The sequence below is a fragment of the Curtobacterium sp. Curtsp57 genome, from assembly GCF_047324335.1.
GTDB lineage: Bacteria > Actinomycetota > Actinomycetes > Actinomycetales > Microbacteriaceae > Curtobacterium.
In genome coordinates, this window is the sequence record NZ_CP168511.1 from 998,151 (window position 1) to 1,017,063 (window position 18,913).

Here is an 18,913-nt window from a genome sequence, read left to right on the forward strand (position 1 = left end):
CCCGGTGTCGGGGCCGTCCGGCCCACCGGTCACGCCGGACTCGTTCTGGTCGTTCAGGCCCATGCTGCTGCGATCCTCCATCCGCGGCTCTCGAGTTCGTCGACGAGTCGCTGTTCCTGCTCGGGCACGACCGACGCCTCGACGATGCCGATCGGTGCTCCGGGTGAGTGCTCGAGGCGCATGTCCTCGAGGTTGATGCCGATCTCGCCGATGGTCGTGAGGAGTTCGGCGATCTGCCCGGGTCGGTCGTCCACCAGGACGACGACCTGGGCGAAGCGCTTCGTGGTGCCGTGCTTGCCCGGGAGTCGCTCGACGCCGCGGTTGCCGGATGCCATGGTCTCGGCGATCGTCCGCGGAGCACCGGGTGCGTCGGGGTCGGCGAGGGCGTCGATGACCTTCGTCAGCTCGTCCCGCAGGTCGCTCAGGACCGGCCGGATGTGCGCCGCGTTCGCCCCGATGATCTGGACCCAGAGCCCTGGATCGCTCGCCGCGACCCGGGTGACGTCGCGGACGCCTCCGCCGGCCAGTCCGAGCGCCGACTCGGGAGCACTGCGGAGTCGGGACGCCATCAGCGTCGAGACGAGTTGCGGGACGTGCGACATGATCGCCACGGCCTGGTCGTGCGGTTCGGGCTCCATCGGGACGACCGTCGCCTCGAGGTCGAGGGCGAGCGCTTCGACCACGGCCGCCCGGCGATGCGTGATGTCGTCGTGGCCGGCGATCACCCACGGGCGACCGATGAACAGGTCGGCGCGCGCCGCGGTCGGGCCGCTGCGCTCGCGACCGGCCATCGGGTGCGACCCGACGTACCGCGTGACGTCGGCTCCAGCGGCTCGGAGACGCTCGAGCGGTACCGACTTCACGCTTGCCACGTCGGTGACGACCGCGTCGGGGTAGGCGGCGAGCTCCCGCTCGACGACCTGCGCGGTGACGTCCGGCGGGACCGCGACGACGACGAGTTCGGGAGCGTCCCCGTCGGCCGGACGACGGCCGGCGCCGTAGTCCACGGCGAGCGCGAGCGCTGCTGGTGAGACGTCGTCGAGGATGACCTCCACGCCCTTCTGTCGGAGACCGAGGCCGATCGACGCGCCGAGCAGGCCGGCGCCGACCACGCGCACGGGTCCGCGGAGCCGGCGGTCGGGCTCCGGTGTCGTGCCGGGATGGGGCGTCTGGGTCACCTGGCAACCCTACCGACCGGTCCCGGTCGTTCCGGATCGGTGAGTGCGATCGTCGCGGCACGGGCGGTCGCGAGGACCTCTTCCTCCGATGCGCGGGTTCCCAGCGCGGCGAACAGTGCCGCGCTCACGGTGTCGAACGCCATGCGCGCGCGGAGCCGCTCGGTCCAGGGGGCGTCCGCCGGGACGAGCCGATCGACGACCTCGTCGAACCACGAACGGATGTCGCCGCCCTCCTCCGCGAACTTCTGCATCATCGGCCGGTTGGCGTGCGCGAACCGCATCCCGCGGATCCGGCCGGGTGAGGTCGAGTCGACCCAGCGCAGGGCGGTCCGGCGCAGCAGGTCCGGGCCCGGCGGCTGCTCGTCGATCCAGGCGAGCAGGGCGTCGAGCTCACCGCGGCGATCGTCCAGCAGCGCGCGGATGATCGCCTCCTTGCTGGCGAAGTGGTAGTAGAGCGACGACTTCGTGACGCCGAGCGCCTCGGCGATGTCCCGGATGGAGGTGCCTTCGTACCCGCGGCTGGTGAAGAGCTCCAGCGCGACGCGGAGGATCTCCGCGCGGGTCTCGCTGCCGGGTCGGCGGGTCGAGGTCGCGTTGCTCATGGTCGCCATCCTACTTGCCGAACGATCGTTCGGTGGATATCGTCGTGCTGACCGAACGATCGTTCGGCAATGAGGAAGGGATGGACCATGGACGACCAACTGAGCATCGCGATCATCGGAGCCGGACCGGGTGGACTGCTCTGCGCCCGGGTGCTGCAGCTCGCGGGGCTGCGGCTCACCGTGTACGACGCCGACGCGTCGCTCGCGTCCAGGAACCAGGGCGGCACGCTCGACCTGCACGCCGACAGCGGTCAGATCGCGATCGAGGACGCGGGGCTCGTCGACGAGTTCGCCGCCCTCGCCCGGCCGGAGGGGCAGTCGAAGCGCATGGTCGCCCCGGACGGCACCCTGCTGATGGAGCACGTCGCGTCACCGGACGAGTTCGCTGCGCCCGAGATCGACCGTGCCCAGCTCCGGACGATGCTCGCCGGGTCGCTGGCGCCCGGGACCATCCGGTGGGGCCGGAAGCTGACCGAGGTCGTGCCCGGCGCGCCACACGAGCTCGTCTTCGCGGACGGTGCCGTCGAACGCGCGGACCTCGTCATCGGTGCCGACGGCGCGTGGTCACGGGTCCGGGCGGCACTGACGGACACGCTTCCCCACTACACCGGCGTCAGCTTCGTCGAGGTCCTCTTCACGGCGGTCTCCACGGCACACCCGGAGATCGCCGAACTCGTCGGGGACGGGCATCTCTGGGCGAACGGCGACGGCCGGACGATGGTCCTGCAGCGCAACAGCGACGACGTGGTCCGCGGCTACCTGGGGATGCGCGTGGACCTCGACTGGCTCGCCGCTGCCGGCCTCGGCACGGCGGACGGGCGCGGCGGTGTGCTGGCCGAGAGCCCGGCGCTCGACGCGAACGCCACGCAGGCAACGGACACCGAGCGGGTGCGCGACGAACTGCTCGTGCGGTTCCGGGGCTTCTCCCCCGAGCTGCTCCGCGTGGTCGTCGACAGCGAGGGCTCGCTCGCGAACCGCCCGATCATGGCGCTCCCGACGCCGACGGAGTGGCGCCCCGTGGCCGGGGTGACCCTGCTCGGGGACGCCGCCCACGTCATGTCGCCGTTCGGGGGCAACGGGGTGAACCTCGCACTGCTCGACGCGGCCGAACTGGCTCGGGCGATCGTCGGTGCGCTCCGGGACGGCACCGACCTGGACCAGGCGATCCGTTCGGCCGAGCGCGTCGTGATCGACCGCGGTGCATCGATCGGACGGAGTGCGAACGAGGCGATCGTCGAGCACTTCGCCGCCGGCGGCCCGGATCTCGACGACGTGCCGGACTTCGACGTCGAGGCGGAACGCTGGCGCGCGGGGGCCGAGGCCTACCGTGCGGCGCAGCGTTCCTGAGCCCGGGCGATCAGTCGCTGGTCTCCGCGGAGTCCGGTCCCGTCGGCGCACTCGCACCGCGCGCGATGCCGAGCAACTTGCCGAGCTCGACGTTGCTCAGCTCGCGGGTCCGGCCACTCGGCAGGCTCCCGAGGTGCAGCGGCCCGAACGACCGGCGGACCAACTCGTTGACCGGGTGACCGACCGCGTCGAACATGCGGCGGACGATGCGGTTGCGGCCCGAGTGCAGCGTCAGTTCGACCAGGGACTCACCCCGCGACGACTCGAGCAGGCGGACCTTGTCGGCGGCGATCGGGCCGTCCTCCAGGTCGATGCCGTCGAGCAGCAGCTGGATCGTGGCGGGGTTGACGTTGCCGGCGACCTTCGCGATGTAGGTCTTGGTCACGCCGAACGACGGGTGCGCGAGCACATGGGCGAGTGCACCGTCGTTCGTGAGCAGCAGCAGGCCCGAGGTCTCGGCGTCGAGCCGCCCGACGTTGAACAGACGCTCCTCGAACTTCTCGACGAACTGCGACAGGTCAGCACGGCCGCGTTCGTCGAGCATGCTCGACACGACGCCCGTCGGCTTGTTCAGCAGGACGTAGCGGCGCGAGGTGTCGACCTGCACGGGCACACCGTCGACCGCGATCGCGTCCGTCTCCGGGTCGACCCGACGCCCGAGGGCCTCGACGACGGCACCGTTCACGGTGACACGCCCCTCGGCGATCAGGTTCTCGGCGACCCGACGCGACGCGACACCGGCCGCAGCGATGACCTTCTGGAGGCGCTCACCGTCCGGCTGCAGGTCGGCCGGTGTCGACGCACTCTCGGCTGCGTCCCACTCGGGGATGATCGGGCGTTCCGGGGTACCCTCCACCGGGGTCCCCGCGGCGTCGCGCTCCCCCGCTGGTCGTGGCGTCGTCGCACGGTTCCGGACGGTCGCGGTCCCGCCGACGTAGCGTCGACCGTTGTGCCAGACGCGGCTGGCCTGCCCGTCGTCCTCGCGGCGATCGCGGCCGCGGTCGTCCCGGCCGCGGTCGTCCCGGCGGTTTCGCTGGTCGCGCTGGTCGCGGTCGGCGTTGCTCCACCGGGGGCGATCCGTCCGTCGGTCTCCGGTCGGCGCGCCGCGGCGGTCGTCGTCGCGACGGGGGGCGCCGCGGTCGTCACGACCGGGTCCACCACGGTCGTCCTGACGCGGACGGTACCCACGGTCGTCGTCACGACGGCTGTACCCACGGTCACCGGCGCCACGGTCCTCCCGACGGGGACCACCACGGTCATCCTGGCGCGGACGGTACCCACGATCGTCGTCACGACGGCCGTACCCACCACTCGCAGCGCCACGGTCATCGCGACGCGGACCACCACGGTCATCCCGACGCGGACCACCACGGTCGTCCTGACGCGGACGGTACCCACGGTCGTCGTCACGACGACCGTACCCACGGTCACCCGCACCACGGTCGTCCCGACGGGGCACCCCGCGGTCGTCCTGACGCGGACGGTACCCACGATCGTCGTCACGACGGCCGTACCCACCGCTCCCGGTACCACGGTCATCGCGACGGTCGTCCCGACGGGGACCACCACGGTCGTCCCGACGGGGCACCCCGCGGTCGTCCTGACGCGGACGGTACCCACGGTCGTCGTCACGACGACCGTACCCACGGTCACCCGCACCACGGTCATCCCGGCGAGGCGCTCCGCGGTCGTCGTCCCGGCGGCCGTACCCACGGTCGTCGCGCTGGCCAGGGGCACCCGAGCGACCGCCGGAACGGTCGCCGTACCCGCGGTCCGCACCACCGGGACGACCAGAGTACCGGTCCCCGTCGCGACCCGACCCGCCCGGGCGACCCGAGCCTCCAGTGCGTCCACCGCCGGAGCGGCCGGCGTCTCCGCGGCCCGCACCCCCGCGACCGGCGCCGCCGTGTCGTCCGTCCTCATACGCGGCCATCGGGGATCCCTTCGTTCTGCTCGAAGCCGTCGGCGCCGTCCTCCAGGAGGGGCGAGATGAGCGGGAGTTCGTCGAGCGAGTTGATGCCGAGCTGCTGCAGGAGCAACCCGGAGGTGACGTAGTTGATGGCACCGGTCTCGGAGTCGGTGAACGACTCCTCGATGAGCCCGCGGGCCACCAGCGTCCTGACGACCCCGTCGACGTTGACGGCCCGGATCGAAGCGATCTGAGAGCGGGTGATCGGTTGCTTGTAGGCGACGACGGCCAGCGTCTCGAGTGCGGCCTGCGACAACCGCGACGGGCGCTCGGCCTCGACGAACTGTTCGACGACGGCGTCCAGGTCGGCTCGGACGTAGAAGCGCCAACCACCGCCGACCTCGCGCAGTTCGAATCCGCGGCGGACGGTGCCGTCGACGCCGTCGAAGTCCGCAACCAGGCGCTCGATGGCCTGGCGGACGACGGGGACCGGCGCGCCGACGGCCGCTCCGAGGGACACGAGGGACTGTGGTTCGTCCGCGATCATCAGGATCGCCTCGAGCTGCCGGTCGACCGGCGCGTCGGACCGCACCGATGCACCGGACCCGACCGGGGCGTCCGACACGGGCGCATCGGCGGCACCGGAACGGATCGACTGCTCGATCGCCCGGGCGTCGGCGATCTCGTCCGCACCGCCCGGTTCGGCACTCGAGACGTCGTGGACGTCATCCGTCATAGTCGGCTCCAAGATTGGCGAGGCTCTCGTCGGTCCAGTGCTCCGCGGTCCACCGCAGGGTGAGCTCCCCGAGCGGTTCGTCCTGCTCGAAGGTGATCGACGCGTTCCGGTAGAGCTCGAGGACCGCGAGGAAGCGAGCCACCACGATACCCGTCATGTCGACGCCGGCGACCAGTTCCCGGAACGAGACGTCCGGATCGCCCGATCCGGCGCGCGTGCGGAGGATCGAGACGACGACGGCTGCCTGCTCCCGGATGCTGACCAGCGGCGCGTGCAGGTGGTCGAGGCCGACGGTCGGGATCTCCCGCGGAGCGAACGCCAGCGCGGCGAGTGCCGCGAAGTCCTGCACCGACAGCGTCCACACGAGCTCCGGCGTGCGGGCGCGGAAGCGTTCCTCGAGCCGGACGCTGCGGACGTGCCGGCGCGACTCGGTGTTCCAGCGCGCACCGAACCAGTCGGCGGCCTGTTTGAACGCCCGGTACTGCAGGAGTCGGGCGAAGAGGAGGTCACGCGCTTCGAGGAGTGCGACGTCCTCGGCGTCGACGAGCTCGCCCTGGGGCAGCAGCCCGGCGATCTTCAGGTCGAGCAGGGTCGCGGCGACGACGAGGAACTCGCTCGCCTCGTCGAGCTCGTCCGCGGACTCCGCCAGCCGGACGTAAGCGATGAACTCCCCCGTGACGACGCCGAGGGACACCTCGGTGATGTCCAGCTCGTGCTTCGTGATGAGTGACAGCAGCAGGTCGAACGGGCCGTCGAAGTTCCGCAGCCGGACGCGGAAGCCCGACCCGTCGGTGGCGTCAGGCGACGGCGCCACGCTGGACGAGCTCTCGTGCGAGCTGCCGGTAGGCGTGCGCCGCAGCGTGGTCCGGAGCGGTCTGGGTGATCGGGCGGGCCGACACCGTGGCGTCCGGGAACTTCACGGTGCGGCCGATCACGGTGTCGAGCACGCTCTCGTCGAAGGTGTCGACGACGCGCTCCATGACCTCGCGCGAGTGCAGCGTCCGCGAGTCGTACATGGTGGCGAGGATGCCGTCGAGCTTCAGGGCGGGGTTCAGCCGGTCGCGCACCTTGTCGATCGTCTCGATGAGCAGCGCGACACCACGGAGGGCGAAGAACTCGCACTCCAGCGGGATCAGCACGCCGTGCGCGGCGGTGAGGGCGTTGACGGTGAGCAGGCCGAGCGAGGGCTGGCAGTCGACGAGGATGACGTCGTAGTCCCCCGCGACCTTGCGCAGGACGCTCGCGAGGATCTGCTCCCGGGCGACCTCGTTGACGAGGTGGACCTCGGCCGCCGACAGGTCGATGTTCGCCGGGATGACGTCGAGGTACGGCGTGTTCGTCGGCTGGATGACCTGGTTCGGGTCCTTGATGGAGCCCATCAGCAGGTCGTACACGGTGGGGATGTCGTGCGTGCGGACACCGAGCCCCGCGGACAGGGCACCCTGCGGGTCGAAGTCGACGGCGAGGACCTTGCGGCCGTACTCCGCCAGCGCGGCACCGAGGTTGATCGACGTCGTGGTCTTGCCGACGCCGCCCTTCTGGTTGCAGAGGGCGATGATGCGTGCGGGCCCGTGACCGTCGAGTTCCTCCGGAACGGGGAACTCCCGAACGGGCCGGCCGGTCGGACCGTACGTGGTCTCGCCGGTGCCGGGCTGTGTCGTCGGGTTGGTGCTCACCGGGCCATCGTACAAGCGCGGGCGACCGGAGCCGGGCCGCACCGCCGGGCTCAGGCCGCCCGCAACGCGACCCGCATGCTGTCGACCCGCTCCGCGATGACGGGGTCGCCCGCCCACCGCTGCTGCAGACGCCCGACGAGCTCACCGACCTGCGCGCGGTCGAGCCCCGGGTGCAGTGCCAGCCCCACGGTCAGTTCCGGGCCGGCGAAGCGGCCGAGCGGGTCGCCCGGCTCGAGCTCGACGCGGGCGACGCTCTGCTCGCCGTCCACCGAGGCGGCGAAGGCAGCCGCGACACCCGGGTCCTCGAAGCACGGTGTCCACGGCAGGTCCTGCCCGATCGCCCAGACCGCCGGCCGACGGAGGACGAACTCGCTCGCTGACGTCGGGTCGAGCACCACGAGCTGCGTGTCCTCGCTCGCGGCGGCCATCGCGACCCGGCGGGACTCGACCGGGATCGGCCGTGCCGTGGCATCCCATGCCTGCATCGCCGCCACCGAGGTGAACGCGGGCATGACGGTTCGGCCGTCCGGCCCGGCGACGGTGACGATCGAGAGCTCCTGCGTCTTGTCGACGATCCGGCCGTCCGGGGTCTCCCCGACCTCGCCGGCCTCGGCGACCAGCGGGATCAGCAGGCGAGCCGTTCGCAACGCGGAGACGACGTCAGCCTGCGACGAGCCTGCGGGCAGCGCGGCGATCGCGGCGAGCACGGCCGGGTCGGCGAGTCCGTCGTCATCGGCGAACGCGTCGTCGTGGCTGTCGAACGTCCGACCGGCCCACGGGAACCCGGCGGAGTCCGCCGCGTGGTCGTGGGGTGTCGCCCCGTCCTCCGGCCCGCCGCCGCGCCCGTTCGAGATGCCCACCATCCGCTACTCCGACGCGATGTCGAGCGCGGCCGGCAGCGTGAACGCGCCGGAGTACAGGGCCTTGCCGATGATCGCGCCCTCGAGTCCGTGCGGCACGAGCTCCCGCAGCGCGACGAGGTCGTCGAGGGTCGAGATGCCGCCGGACGCCACGACGGGCTGGTCCGTACGGTCGCAGACCTGGCGCAGCAGCTCGACGTTCGGCCCCTGCAGCGTGCCGTCCTTCGTGACGTCCGTCACGACGTAGCGGGCACACCCGGCGTCCTCGAGGCGGTCGAGGACCTCCCACAGGTCGCCGGCGTCCTCGGTCCAACCGCGGCTGGCCAGGGTGGTGCCGCGGACGTCGAGCCCGACGGCGATCTGCTCGCCGTACTCCCCGATCACCCGCGCGGCCCACGCGGGGTTCTCGAGCGCGGCGGTCCCGAGGTTGACGCGTGCAGCGCCGGTCGCGAGCGCGGCTTCGAGCGACGCGTCGTCGCGGATGCCACCGGAGAGCTCGACCGAGACGCCGTGGACCTCCTTGATCGCGTGCGCGATCACCTTGCGGTTGTCGCCGCGACCGAACGCCGCGTCCAGGTCCACCAGGTGGATCCACTCGGCACCCTGGTCGCGCCACGTCCGCGCAGCGGTCACCGGGTCGCCGTACGAGGTCTCACTGCCGGCTTCGCCCTGGGTCAGGCGGACCGCCTGGCCGTTGACGACGTCGACGGCGGGCAGCAGGACGAGGGGCGGGGTCGAGGTCAGGTCGGTCATGGTCCTGTCGGTTTCGTTGCGGGGTGCGGTGCCGGCTCGTGGCCGGACGGGAGGCTCGGTGCGGGTCCGGCACGCTCCTCACCTGGACCGTGGTCGGGCCCACGACGCGGCGCGGGTCAGAGCGAGTTCACCCAGTTGCGGAGCATCTGGATGCCCGGCTCGCCGGACTTCTCGGGGTGGAACTGGGTCGCGGTGAGGGGTCCGTTCTCGACGGCGGCGACGAACCGCTGACCGTGTTCGGCCCACGTGAGCTTCGGCGCGCGGAACGGCCCGTACGCCTCGAGCGGGAAATCGGTGACGCCGTACGAGTGCACGAAGTAGAACCGCTCGTCGCGGATGCCGTCGAACAGCACGGAGTCCGCCGGGGCGTCGATCGTGTTCCAGCCCATGTGCGGCAGGACCTCGGCGTCGAGCTGCTCGACGGTCCCGGGCCACTGCGCGAGGCCCTCGACGTCAGCGCCGCGCTCCACCCCGCGGGAGAACAGCACCTGCATGCCGACGCAGATCCCGAGGACCGGACGGCCACCCGCGAGCCGGTGGTCGACGATCTCGCCGCCCTGGACGCCTTCGAGCTGGTCGATGACGGCCGCGAACGCGCCCACGCCGGGGACGAGCAGTCCGTCGGCGTCGAGCGCCGTGCGCTTGTCGGCCGTCAGCGTGACCTCGGCGCCGGCACGCTCGAGCGCCTTCGCCGCGGAGTGCACGTTCCCCGATCCGTAGTCGAGGACGACGACGTTCGGCTTCGCGGTCACAGTGCTCCCTTGGTCGAGGGGATGCCGTCGACGCGCGGGTCGAGTTCGACCGCACGGCGCATCGCCCGCGCGAACGCCTTGAACTCCGCTTCCGCGATGTGGTGCGGATCGCGGCCCTCGAGCACGCGGACGTGCACGGTGATGCCCGCATTGAACGTGATCGCCTCGAAGACGTGACGGACCATCGACCCGGTGAAGTGGCCGCCGATCCGGTGGAACTCGAAGCCGGCCGGTTCACCCGAGTGCACGAGGAACGGACGGCCGGACACGTCGACGACCGCCTGCGCCAGTGCTTCATCGAGCGGGACGAGCGCGTCGCCGTACCGACCGATGCCCGCCCGGTTGCCGAGCGCCTGCTTGAGAGCCTGGCCCAGCACGATCCCGGTGTCCTCCACCGTGTGGTGCACGTCGATGTCGGTGTCCCCGGAGGACTGCACGCGGAGGTCGATGAGGGAGTGCTTGCTGAACGCGGTCAGCATGTGGTCGAAGAACGGCACGCTCGTCGCGATCTCGGACTTGCCGGTGCCGTCGAGGTCGAGCGACAGGGAAACGGTCGATTCACTCGTCGAGCGGGTGATCTCGGCGGTACGCGCGGTCATGCTGCAACCCTAACCGGCGGCTGTGCGGCGGCCACCCGGCGCATGGCGTCGAGGAACGCGGTGGTCTCTTCCTCGGTGCCGGCACTCACCCGGAGGTGGTTCGGGATCCCGAGGTCCCGGACGATCACGTCCTGTTCGAGCAGCGACTCGAACGCCGCACGCGGGTCGGCCACACCGCCGAAGAGGACGAAGTTCGACCACGTCTCGTACGGCGAGTAGCCCATCGCGCGGAGCCCGTCGACCATACGGTCGCGCTGACCCCGGATGTCATCGACCATCGCGAGCATCTCGGGTGCGTGCCGGAGCGCCGCGACCGCCGCCGCCTGCGTGAGCGCGGACAGGTGGTACGGCAAGCGGACGAGACGGAGGGCGTCGACCACGGCGGGGTGCGCCGCGAGGTACCCGACGCGGGCGCCCGCGAACGCGAACGCCTTGCTCATCGTGCGGGACACGACGAGTCGTTCGCGACCGGGCAGCAGTGTCAGCGCGGTCGGCTGCCCCACCGGCATGAACTCGGCGTACGCCTCGTCGACCATGACGATGCCGTCCGTGGCGTCGTAGACCGCTTCGATCGTCGCGAGGTCCAGCGGGGTGCCCGTCGGGTTGTTCGGTCCGCAGAGGAACACGACGTCCGGGCGGTGCGCACGCACGGCTGCGACCGCGGTCTCGGGCGAGATGCGGAACTCCGCGTCGCGCTCGGCAGCGATCCACTGCGTGCCGGTGCCCGACGCGATGATCGAGTGCATCGAGTAGGTGGGCGGGAAACCGAGCACGCTGCGCCCGGGACCACCGAACGCCTGGAGGAGCTGCTGGATGACCTCGTTCGAGCCGTTCGCCGCCCAGATCTGCTCGGCTGTGAGGTCGTGCCCGAGGTACCCCGCGAGCGACTCGCGCAGCTCGGTGAACTCGCGGTCCGGGTACCGGTTCACCGTCTCGAGCGCCCGACGGACCGACTCGACGATGTCGTCCGCGACGTCCTGCGGCACCGGATGCGTGTTCTCGTTGACGTTGAGCTGCACGCGGACGTGCTTCTGCGGTGCCCCGTAGGGGCTCTGACCGCGGAGGTCGTCTCGGATCGGGAGGTCTTCGAGCGTGAATGCCACCGATCCATCGTAGAGCGGTCGGGCTGCACGGTGACCGGCCGTCCGGACGGTCATGCCCTGTGCACCCGCCGACGGGTGGTGCTTGCTTCGCCGGGGCGTGGTGCTTACTTTGCCGGCGCGTACTTGGCCGGGATGGCGATCTGCTCGCCGGCCTGGACACCGGAGCCGTCGAGCGCGTTGAGGCTCACGACGTCCGCGATGAAGTCACGCGGGTCGGCGTTGGGCGCGGTCTGCTCGGCGAGCTGCCAGAGCGTCTCCCCGGGTTCGATGGTCACCGTCTGGAAGTGCACGTCCGCCGAGGTGTTGCCGGCAGCGGCCTGGCCACCGTTCAGCGCGAACAGACCGACGACGATCATGACCGGCAGGGCGGCGAGCGTCGTGAAGACCACACGGCCGCGGCGCGTGATGCGGAGCCGGGTACGGACGGCCGTGCCCTGCATGTCTGCGAGTGCGATGGTGCTCATGTCGTGGTGCCTTCCTGCTCTGGTGAACCGAAGCGATGTACCGAACATACGTTCGAACGGGCAGCCGCACAAGTCCCCTGGACACATTTCTGGGGAGTTTTCGTGCGACACGCTCGAACAGGTGTTTGTCCGGCAGCATGCCGTCGGATACTGTTTCGACTGACTGGGACAAGCCTGACGGGGACCACCGACATTCCCGCAGAGGCCGTCTCCGGTCCGACCAGAAGGCGAGACGACGTGGCGGACGAACTGCGGGGACAGAAACCGCTGACGGCGAAGCAGCAGGCGATCCTCGACGCGATCCGTGCGTCGATCGCCAGCCGGGGGTACCCGCCGAGCATGCGCGAGATCGGCGACGCTGCCGGCCTCTCGTCACTGTCGAGCGTGTCGCACCAGCTCGGCCAGTTGGAGCTCGGCGGCTGGATCCGCCGCGACCCCAACCGCCCGCGAGCGCTCGAGGTCCTGGTCGACGAGCCGACTCCGGACGCGGACGGCCCCGATGTCGACGCCACGACCCTCGTCCCGCTCGTCGGACGCATCGCCGCGGGTGTTCCGATCACCGCGGAGCAGCACGTCGACGAGATCATCCCGCTCCCCCGTCAGCTCGTCGGCAGCGGGGACCTCTTCATGCTGAAGGTCGTCGGCGAGTCGATGATCGACGCGGCGATCTGTGACGGCGACTGGGTCGTCGTCCGGTCGCAGCAGACCGCCGAGAACGGCGACGTCGTCGCGGCGATGCTCGACGAGGAAGCCACGGTCAAGGTCTTCCGCCAGCGGGATGGTCACACGTGGCTGCTCCCCCGCAACTCCGCGTTCGAACCGATCCTCGGCGACGCCGCGACGGTGCTCGGCAAGGTGGTCGCCGTCCTCCGCAGCATCTGACGCGCGAGACACCTCGGGAACGACGAAACGCCGCCGGATTCGGCGGCGTTTCGTGTGTCCAGGACTGTCTCAGGGACCGAGCCGTGTCTGGCGGAGGCGAGCCGGGCCTCCAGGCCGACGAAGCGAGCCTGCGGGGACTAGGCCGTCGTGACGGGCGCGACCACGAACGGGTCGAGCTCGGCGACCTGGCGCTGGAAGACGCGCACGCGCAGTCGCGTCCCCGCCTCGACGTAGTCCACGGACTCGACCGCACCCGCGTCGTGCAGGGACGACACCAGGTCGCCACGCTCGTACGGGATCACCACGGTGAGCTCGACGTCGGGCTCGGGGAGCCTCGCCTCGATCGCCCGGAGGAGCTCCGGGATGCCCTCGCCGGTGCGCGCCGAGACGAACACGGCGTCCGGGGCGAGCCCCACGAGCACGAGCCGCTGGGCGTCGTCGATGAGGTCCGACTTGTTGAACGCGACGATCTCGGGGATGTCCCGGGCGCCGACGTCGCCGATGACGTCCCGGACGGTCGCGAGCTGCGCTGCGGGGTCCGGGTGCGAGCCGTCGACGACGTGCACGATGACGTCGGCCTCGCCCACCTCTTCGAGCGTGGAGCGGAAGGCCTCGACGAGCTGGTGCGGCAGGTTGCGCACGAAGCCGACCGTGTCCGCGAAGGTGTACTCGCGGCCCTTGCCGGTGTTCGTCCGGCGGATCGTGGAGTCCAGCGTCGCGAAGAGCTGGTTCTGCACGAGCACGCCGGCGCTCGTCAGCCGGTTGAGGAGGGACGACTTGCCCGCGTTCGTGTACCCGGCGATCGCGACGCTCGGCACCTCGTTGCGGTGCCGGTCGGCGCGCTTGGCCTCTCGCGCGGGACGGAACGACGCGATCTGCCGGCGCAGCTTCGACATGCGCGTGTGGATGCGGCGACGGTCCAGTTCGATCTTCGTCTCACCAGGACCACGCGACCCCATGCCGGCACCGCCGGAGACCTGACCACCGGCCTGACGGGACATCGACTCACCCCAACCGCGCAGTCGAGGCAGGAGGTACTCGAGCTGCGCCAGTTCGACCTGCGCCTTGCCCTCGCGGCTCTTCGCGTGCTGGCTGAAGATGTCGAGGATCACGGCGGTCCGGTCGATGACCTTCACCTTGACGACGTCCTCGAGCGCACGCCGCTGGGACGGGGCGAGCTCGGTGTCGGCGATCACGGTGTCGGCCCCGGTGGCCTTGACCACCATCGCGAGTTCTTCGGCCTTGCCCTTGCCGAGGTAGGTCGAGGGGTCGGGGTGGGGCCGTCGCTGCAGCAGCCCGTCGAGGACCACGGCACCCGCGGTCTCGGCGAGTGCCGACAGCTCACGGAGCGAGTTCTCGGCGTCGGCCGCGTCGCCCTGGGCGTACACGCCGATGAGGACGACCTGCTCGAGCCGGAGTTGCCGGTACTCGACCTCGGTGACGTCCTCGAGCTCGGTGGAGAGGCCGGCCACGCGGCGCAGCGCTGCGCGGTCGTCGCGGTCGTACTGGTCGCCGTCACCGGCCCAGCCGTGCTCGTCGACCGAGCGGGTCTGGATCGCCTGTGCCGGCGCGAAGATTGACGAGCTGGCTCGCGAGTCGGCGTTGCGCAGCACGCGCTCGACGACGCCGTCGCCTTCAGCTTGGTTGTGGGTATCCGTCATGCTGTCCACAGGGTACCTCTGCGGGCTCCAGGACACACGGGGTTGCCGGTACGGTTCATCCATGGCGAACGACCACTACTTCTCGGCCACCCCGGAGAGCCAGGCGCGCCCGCGCCAGATCCACGTGACGCTGGCGGGTCGTTCCCTGGCGCTGACCACTGCGTCCGGGGTCTTCAGCCCGGACGGCATCGACCGCGGGACCCGGGTGCTGCTGGGCTCCGTTCCGCCGCCCGCGCACGACGGTGCACTCCTCGACGTCGGTTGCGGGTGGGGGCCGATCGCGATCACGATGGCGCTCCACTCCCCGGGCGCCCAGGTCTGGGGCGTCGACGTGAACGAGCGCGTGCTCGGCCTCGCGCGCGCCAACGCCGAAGCCGCCGGGGTCACGAACGTGACGATCGGGGTGCCCTCCGACGTCCCGGCGGACCTGCGCTTCCGGACGATCTGGTCGAACCCGCCGATCCGGGTCGGCAAGGACGAACTCCACGACATCCTGATGACCTGGCTCCCCCGGCTCGAGGTGTCCGGCGACGCCTGGCTCGTCGTGTCGAAGGACCTCGGTGGTGACTCCTTGCAGCGATGGCTCCACGACACGCTCGGGCCGTCGTTCCACGTCACGCGGGCATCGACGGACAAGGGGTTCCGCGTGCTGCGCGTGCACCGCACGGCGGAGTAGCCGCGTCACGGACCAGCGAGGTGGGGCACGCGGTGCGCGCGCACCTCGGCCGAGGCGTTCGTCTGCCCGTGCGAGCGCCCGTGCGCCCGCACGCGTGCCCGCCCATGCGCCCGTGACCGCGCGGGTGCCCGTGCCCGCGCGGTGCCTGCGTCCGCGGCCGCCGTCGAGTGGTCACGACACCCCGCTTGCGGTCGCCGAGCGGTCACCGATCGTCGTTCGCGGCGAGCAAAGGCGACAGCTCGCGACCACTCAACGGCAGTGAGCGGGGTTTCGTGACCTCTCGGCTCCATCGCCGGCCGGGCGGGCGTCTCGTGCGCCGCGCCGCCGCGCCGCGCGCCCCGCGTCAGACGGTCAGGTCGCCGGAGAACACCAGCTCGGCCGGCCCGGCGAGCGACACGTGCTCGCCGTCCTCGGCCGCGAACATCCGTACGGTCACGACGCCACCAGGGACCCGCACGCGCCAGGTGTCCGGCGCGCTCGCTCCCGCCCAGTACCGCGTCGCGAGCGCCGCGGCGACCGCCCCGGTGCCGCAGGACAGCGTCTCGCCGCTCCCTCGCTCGTGCACCCGCATCGTGATCTGCCCGACGCCGTCCTGGACGAGCGGGTCCCCCGGCAGTACGAACTCGACGTTCGCACCGGCTGCCGGTGCCGGGTCGAGCACGGGGACGTAGGTCAGGTCGAGGTCGGCGAGCTCGTCCTCCGTCGCGACGGCGACCACGACGTGCGGGTTACCGACGTCGATACCGAGGCCCGGCCGGGCACGGTCGAGGTTCTTGGCGCGGACGAGCACGTCGGAGGACCCACCGCCCTCGATGCCGAGGTCCCACCGCCCGAGGTCGGCGGCGAACCCGTTCGCCTGCCGCTGGATGTCGACGATGCCCTTGCGGCTCCCGACCGAGAGGGTCTCGCCGGGTTCGAGCTCCACGAGCCCGGACTCGGTCAGGTAGCGCGCGAAGACACGGATGCCGTTCCCGCACATCTCCGCGACCGTGCCGTCGGCGTTGTGGTAGTCCATGAACCACGTGACCTCGGGAGCGGACGCAGCGATGGCGCGCCCCTCTGGGAGGGCATCGGCCCGCACCGCCCGGATCACGCCGTCGGCCCCCACACCGAACCGTCGGTCGGCGATCGCGCGGATCCGGTCCGGGGTCAGGTCGACCGTCGCGTCCGGGTCGGCGAACAGGACGAAGTCGTTGCCGGTCCCCTGGCCCTTGGTGAAGTGCAGCTCGGTCACGGGACGATCCTACGGGCCACGTCCGAGAGCTCCTGCCGGTCCGCCCCCGTCACGTCGAGGTCCTCGGCGTCCGCGTACCGCTTGAACCAGGAGACCTGTCGCCTGGCGTACTTCCGCGTCGCCACCGCGGTCGCCTCGACGGCATCGGCGACCGTCGCGTCGCCGCGCAGGACGTCGAGCGCCTGGGAGTACCCGATCGCGGCACGCGCGGTGCGTCCCTGCTCGAGCCCGCGCGTCCGCAGCGCGGCGACCTCGTCGACGAGTCCGTCACGGAACATGCCCGCTGCGCGGTCATGGAGCGCGGCGACGAGCTGCGCACGATCACGACGCAGGTGCAGGACACGGGCGGGTCGCCACGCGCGCGGCGCGGACGGGAGGCTCGGGGTGACCCGGTCGGATCGGCTCGCGATCTCGACGGCGCGGATCAACCGCCGGGGGTTGCGGATGTCGATCGTCTCGGCGGCCGCCGGGTCGAGTTCGCGCAGCCGCGCGACCAGTGCGTTCGGTCCGTCCTCCGCGTGCTCGCGTTCCAGCGCGGCGCGGAGTTCCGGGTCGGTGCCGGGGAACTCGAGGTCGTGCAGGACGGACGACACGTACAGGCCGCTGCCCCCGACGAGCACCGCGACCCCACCGTCGTCGACGATGCGGCCGATGACCGCTCGCGCGTCGCGCTGGTACGCGGCGACGCTCGCCTCGTCGGTGACGTCGAGCACGTCCAGCTGGTGGTGCGGGATGCCGTGTCGTTCGGCGAGCGGGACCTTCGCGGTCCCGATGTCCATGCCGCGGTAGAACTGCATCGCGTCGGCGTTGACGATCTCGGCGTTCCGGCCGTGCGCACGGTGTCGATCGGCGATCGCGATCGCCAGGTCGGATTTGCCGGTGCCGGTCGCGCCGACGACGGCGATCAGCGAGAGGGTGTCGGCCGCGGGCTCGCCTGGCTCGTCGTGCAGCCCCGGTGCGGGGTCAGCGGCCGACACGGAGCGTCGGCAGACCGAGCGACACCGGCTTCGGCCCGTCACCAGGTGCCGCCGGGGTCGGGACACCGCAGGACTCGGCCTGCGCACGGTCCCATGCCTCGCCTGCACGGGTGCGCCGGATGCGGAGCGGCTGGTCGGTGTCCGCGATCAGGAAGTGCGGTGCAGCACGGGTCACCTCGACCGTGACGACGTCGCCGGGGCGCGGGACGTCGGAGCCGGCCGGCACCGAGAAGTGCACGAGGCGGGAGTCCTCGGCGCGTCCGGACATCCGGTGCGTGGCGCCGTCCTTCTTGCCCTCACCGGTCGCCACCAGGACGTCGACCGTCCGGCCGACCTGCCGCTGGTTCTCCTCCGCGGTGATGCGATCCTGCAGCGCGGTGAGCCGCTCGTAGCGTGCCTGGACGACTTCTTTGGGGAGTTGGTCGTCCATCGTGGCCGCCGGGGTGCCGGGGCGGATCGAGTACTGGAACGTGAACGCCGACGCGAACCGGGCCTGCTCGACGACGCGCATCGTGTCCTCGAAGTCGGCCTCGGTCTCGCCGGGGAACCCCACGATGATGTCGGTGGAGATCGCCGCGTTCGGGATCGCGGCGCGCACGCGGTCCAGGATGCCGAGGAACCGCTCGCTCCGGTAGCTGCGGCGCATCGCCTTGAGGACCCGGTCCGAGCCGGACTGCAGCGGCATGTGCAGCTGCGGCATCACGTTCGGGGTCTCGGCCATCGCGTCGATGACGTCGTCGGTGAATGCCGCCGGGTGCGGGCTCGTGAACCGCACGCGCTCGAGGCCCTCGATCTGCCCGGCCGCGCGCAGCAGCTTCCCGAACGCCTGCCGGTCCCCGAACTCGACGCCGTAGGAGTTCACGTTCTGACCGAGCAGCGTGACCTCGATCGCGCCGTCGTCGACGAGCGCCTGGATCTCCGCGAGGACGTCTCCGGGACGACGGTCCTTCTCCTTGCCACGGAGCGACGGGACGATGCAGAACGTGCAGGTGTTGTTGCAGCCGACGGAGATCGACACCCACCCGCTGTGCGTCGAGTCGCGCTTGGTCGGCAGCGTCGACGGGAAGACGTCCAGGGACTCGAGGATCTCGAGCTGCGCCTCACCGTTGTGCCGGGCGCGCTCCAACAGCGTCGGCAGCGACCCCATGTTGTGCGTGCCGAAGACGACGTCCACCCACGGCGCCTTCTCGAGGATGACGTTCTTGTCCTTCTGCGCCAGGCAGCCGCCCACCGCGATCTGCATGCCGGGGTGGTCCCGCTTGATGCCCGCGAGCTGCCCGAGGTTGCCGTAGAGCCGGTTGTCGGCGTTCTCACGCACAGCGCACGTGTTGATCACGACGACGTCCGCCTGAGTGCCGTCCGCCGCGACGTACCCGGCGGCCTGCAGCGACCCGCTGAGGCGCTCGGAGTCGTGCACGTTCATCTGGCACCCGTAGGTGCGGACTTCGTAGGTGCGGGGCTGCGCTGCGACGGTGGCCATGGTCGTCCCAGTGTAAATCGGTGC

The 18,913-nt window shown here is 71.3% G+C and carries 20 protein-coding genes; 4 read left to right on the plus strand and 16 right to left on the minus strand.

Annotated elements, in window-relative coordinates; all coding sequences use genetic code 11:
* Positions 1 to 53: 53 nt before the first annotated feature.
* Complete coding sequence (locus ACEN9V_RS04665) at positions 54 to 1,178, minus strand: prephenate dehydrogenase (RefSeq protein WP_413602328.1); 1,125 nt, start codon at positions 1,176 to 1,178, stop codon at positions 54 to 56.
* Complete coding sequence (locus tag ACEN9V_RS04670; protein ID WP_413602329.1) at positions 1,175 to 1,780, minus strand: TetR/AcrR family transcriptional regulator; 606 nt, start codon at positions 1,778 to 1,780, stop codon at positions 1,175 to 1,177. The genes ACEN9V_RS04665 and ACEN9V_RS04670 overlap by 4 nt, the downstream gene beginning before the upstream one ends.
* Before the next feature lie 87 nt (positions 1,781 to 1,867).
* On the opposite strand from ACEN9V_RS04670, the gene ACEN9V_RS04675 reads away from it, so the two are divergent.
* Positions 1,868 to 3,127, plus strand: a complete 1,260-nt coding sequence (locus ACEN9V_RS04675; protein WP_413602330.1) for an FAD-dependent oxidoreductase — start codon at positions 1,868 to 1,870, stop codon at positions 3,125 to 3,127.
* Positions 3,128 to 3,137: 10 nt separating this feature from the next.
* Here ACEN9V_RS04675 and ACEN9V_RS04680 read toward each other — a convergent pair whose 3' ends face one another.
* On the minus strand, positions 3,138 to 3,911 hold the full coding sequence (locus ACEN9V_RS04680) for a pseudouridine synthase (RefSeq protein WP_413603034.1): 774 nt from the start codon (positions 3,909 to 3,911) through the stop codon (positions 3,138 to 3,140).
* 165 nt (positions 3,912 to 4,076) lie between these two features.
* Between ACEN9V_RS04680 and ACEN9V_RS04685 the strand changes: the two genes are divergently transcribed.
* Positions 4,077 to 5,120, plus strand: coding sequence for a hypothetical protein (locus ACEN9V_RS04685; RefSeq protein ID WP_413602331.1), 1,044 nt, complete (start codon positions 4,077 to 4,079; stop codon positions 5,118 to 5,120).
* On the opposite strand, the gene scpB is transcribed toward ACEN9V_RS04685, so the two are convergent.
* From scpB to ACEN9V_RS04730, 9 genes are all read right to left on the minus strand, one after another.
* A complete protein-coding gene (scpB, locus tag ACEN9V_RS04690; protein ID WP_413602332.1) occupies positions 5,047 to 5,772 on the minus strand; it encodes an SMC-Scp complex subunit ScpB in 726 nt (241 codons plus the stop codon). The two genes, ACEN9V_RS04685 and scpB, sit on opposite strands and share 74 nt — an antisense overlap.
* On the minus strand, positions 5,762 to 6,586 hold the full coding sequence (locus tag ACEN9V_RS04695) for a segregation and condensation protein A (protein ID WP_413602333.1): 825 nt from the start codon (positions 6,584 to 6,586) through the stop codon (positions 5,762 to 5,764). Before ACEN9V_RS04695 ends, scpB begins: the two co-directional genes overlap by 11 nt.
* A complete protein-coding gene (locus ACEN9V_RS04700; protein WP_281267464.1) occupies positions 6,570 to 7,448 on the minus strand; it encodes a ParA family protein in 879 nt (292 codons plus the stop codon). Before ACEN9V_RS04700 ends, ACEN9V_RS04695 begins: the two co-directional genes overlap by 17 nt.
* 50 nt (positions 7,449 to 7,498) lie before the next feature.
* Complete coding sequence (locus ACEN9V_RS04705; protein ID WP_413602334.1) at positions 7,499 to 8,311, minus strand: SseB family protein; 813 nt, start codon at positions 8,309 to 8,311, stop codon at positions 7,499 to 7,501.
* A gap of 3 nt (positions 8,312 to 8,314) precedes the next feature.
* Positions 8,315 to 9,061: a bifunctional 1-(5-phosphoribosyl)-5-((5-phosphoribosylamino)methylideneamino)imidazole-4-carboxamide isomerase/phosphoribosylanthranilate isomerase PriA gene (gene priA, locus ACEN9V_RS04710; RefSeq protein WP_413602335.1), complete on the minus strand. Its 747-nt coding sequence runs from the start codon at positions 9,059 to 9,061 to the stop codon at positions 8,315 to 8,317.
* 116 nt (positions 9,062 to 9,177) lie between these two features.
* Positions 9,178 to 9,813 carry an imidazole glycerol phosphate synthase subunit HisH gene (gene hisH / locus ACEN9V_RS04715; RefSeq protein WP_413602336.1) on the minus strand — a complete coding sequence of 212 codons (636 nt, stop codon included), beginning with the start codon at positions 9,811 to 9,813 and terminating at the stop codon, positions 9,178 to 9,180.
* The gene (gene hisB / locus ACEN9V_RS04720) at positions 9,810 to 10,412 is read right to left on the minus strand and encodes an imidazoleglycerol-phosphate dehydratase HisB (RefSeq protein WP_402729305.1); all 603 of its coding nucleotides are present in this window, start codon (positions 10,410 to 10,412) and stop codon (positions 9,810 to 9,812) included. Before hisB ends, hisH begins: the two co-directional genes overlap by 4 nt.
* Positions 10,409 to 11,515, minus strand: a complete 1,107-nt coding sequence (locus ACEN9V_RS04725) for a histidinol-phosphate transaminase (RefSeq protein ID WP_413602337.1) — start codon at positions 11,513 to 11,515, stop codon at positions 10,409 to 10,411. Before ACEN9V_RS04725 ends, hisB begins: the two co-directional genes overlap by 4 nt.
* Before the next feature lie 104 nt (positions 11,516 to 11,619).
* Positions 11,620 to 11,979: a hypothetical protein gene (locus ACEN9V_RS04730; RefSeq protein WP_281267458.1), complete on the minus strand. Its 360-nt coding sequence runs from the start codon at positions 11,977 to 11,979 to the stop codon at positions 11,620 to 11,622.
* A 237-nt stretch (positions 11,980 to 12,216) separates the two neighbouring features.
* Between ACEN9V_RS04730 and lexA the strand changes: the two genes are divergently transcribed.
* Positions 12,217 to 12,861, plus strand: a complete 645-nt coding sequence (lexA, locus tag ACEN9V_RS04735) for a transcriptional repressor LexA (protein ID WP_413602338.1) — start codon at positions 12,217 to 12,219, stop codon at positions 12,859 to 12,861.
* Between the two features lie 137 nt (positions 12,862 to 12,998).
* Here lexA and hflX read toward each other — a convergent pair whose 3' ends face one another.
* Positions 12,999 to 14,522: a GTPase HflX gene (gene hflX / locus ACEN9V_RS04740; RefSeq protein ID WP_281267456.1), complete on the minus strand. Its 1,524-nt coding sequence runs from the start codon at positions 14,520 to 14,522 to the stop codon at positions 12,999 to 13,001.
* Between the two features lie 61 nt (positions 14,523 to 14,583).
* On the opposite strand from hflX, the gene ACEN9V_RS04745 reads away from it, so the two are divergent.
* Positions 14,584 to 15,198: a class I SAM-dependent methyltransferase gene (locus tag ACEN9V_RS04745; protein ID WP_413602339.1), complete on the plus strand. Its 615-nt coding sequence runs from the start codon at positions 14,584 to 14,586 to the stop codon at positions 15,196 to 15,198.
* Between the two features lie 343 nt (positions 15,199 to 15,541).
* On the opposite strand, the gene dapF is transcribed toward ACEN9V_RS04745, so the two are convergent.
* The 3 genes from dapF to miaB are packed head-to-tail and all read right to left on the minus strand — an operon-like array spanning position 15,542 to position 18,889.
* A complete protein-coding gene (gene dapF, locus ACEN9V_RS04750; RefSeq protein WP_413602340.1) occupies positions 15,542 to 16,432 on the minus strand; it encodes a diaminopimelate epimerase in 891 nt (296 codons plus the stop codon).
* A complete protein-coding gene (gene miaA, locus ACEN9V_RS04755; protein ID WP_413602341.1) occupies positions 16,429 to 17,409 on the minus strand; it encodes a tRNA (adenosine(37)-N6)-dimethylallyltransferase MiaA in 981 nt (326 codons plus the stop codon). The genes dapF and miaA overlap by 4 nt, the downstream gene beginning before the upstream one ends.
* On the minus strand, positions 17,396 to 18,889 hold the full coding sequence (gene miaB, locus ACEN9V_RS04760) for a tRNA (N6-isopentenyl adenosine(37)-C2)-methylthiotransferase MiaB (RefSeq protein ID WP_413602342.1): 1,494 nt from the start codon (positions 18,887 to 18,889) through the stop codon (positions 17,396 to 17,398). The genes miaA and miaB overlap by 14 nt, the downstream gene beginning before the upstream one ends.
* Between the last annotated feature and the right edge of the window lie 24 nt (positions 18,890 to 18,913).

Bases quoted from the DNA above. Each gene is read 5' to 3' on its own strand.
- ACEN9V_RS04670 (WP_413602329.1), bottom strand. From the start codon at position 1,780: ATGAGCAACGCGACCTCGACCCGCCGACCCGGCAGCGAGACCCGCGCG.
- ACEN9V_RS04675 (WP_413602330.1), top strand. From the start codon at position 1,868: ATGGACGACCAACTGAGCATCGCGATCATCGGAGCCGGACCGGGTGGA.
- scpB (WP_413602332.1), bottom strand. From the start codon at position 5,772: ATGACGGATGACGTCCACGACGTCTCGAGTGCCGAACCGGGCGGTGCG.
- ACEN9V_RS04705 (WP_413602334.1), bottom strand. From the start codon at position 8,311: ATGGTGGGCATCTCGAACGGGCGCGGCGGCGGGCCGGAGGACGGGGCG.
- priA (WP_413602335.1), bottom strand. From the start codon at position 9,061: ATGACCGACCTGACCTCGACCCCGCCCCTCGTCCTGCTGCCCGCCGTC.
- hisB (WP_402729305.1), bottom strand. From the start codon at position 10,412: ATGACCGCGCGTACCGCCGAGATCACCCGCTCGACGAGTGAATCGACC.
- ACEN9V_RS04730 (WP_281267458.1), bottom strand. From the start codon at position 11,979: ATGAGCACCATCGCACTCGCAGACATGCAGGGCACGGCCGTCCGTACC.
- hflX (WP_281267456.1), bottom strand. From the start codon at position 14,522: ATGACGGATACCCACAACCAAGCTGAAGGCGACGGCGTCGTCGAGCGC.
- ACEN9V_RS04745 (WP_413602339.1), top strand. From the start codon at position 14,584: ATGGCGAACGACCACTACTTCTCGGCCACCCCGGAGAGCCAGGCGCGC.
- miaB (WP_413602342.1), bottom strand. From the start codon at position 18,889: ATGGCCACCGTCGCAGCGCAGCCCCGCACCTACGAAGTCCGCACCTAC.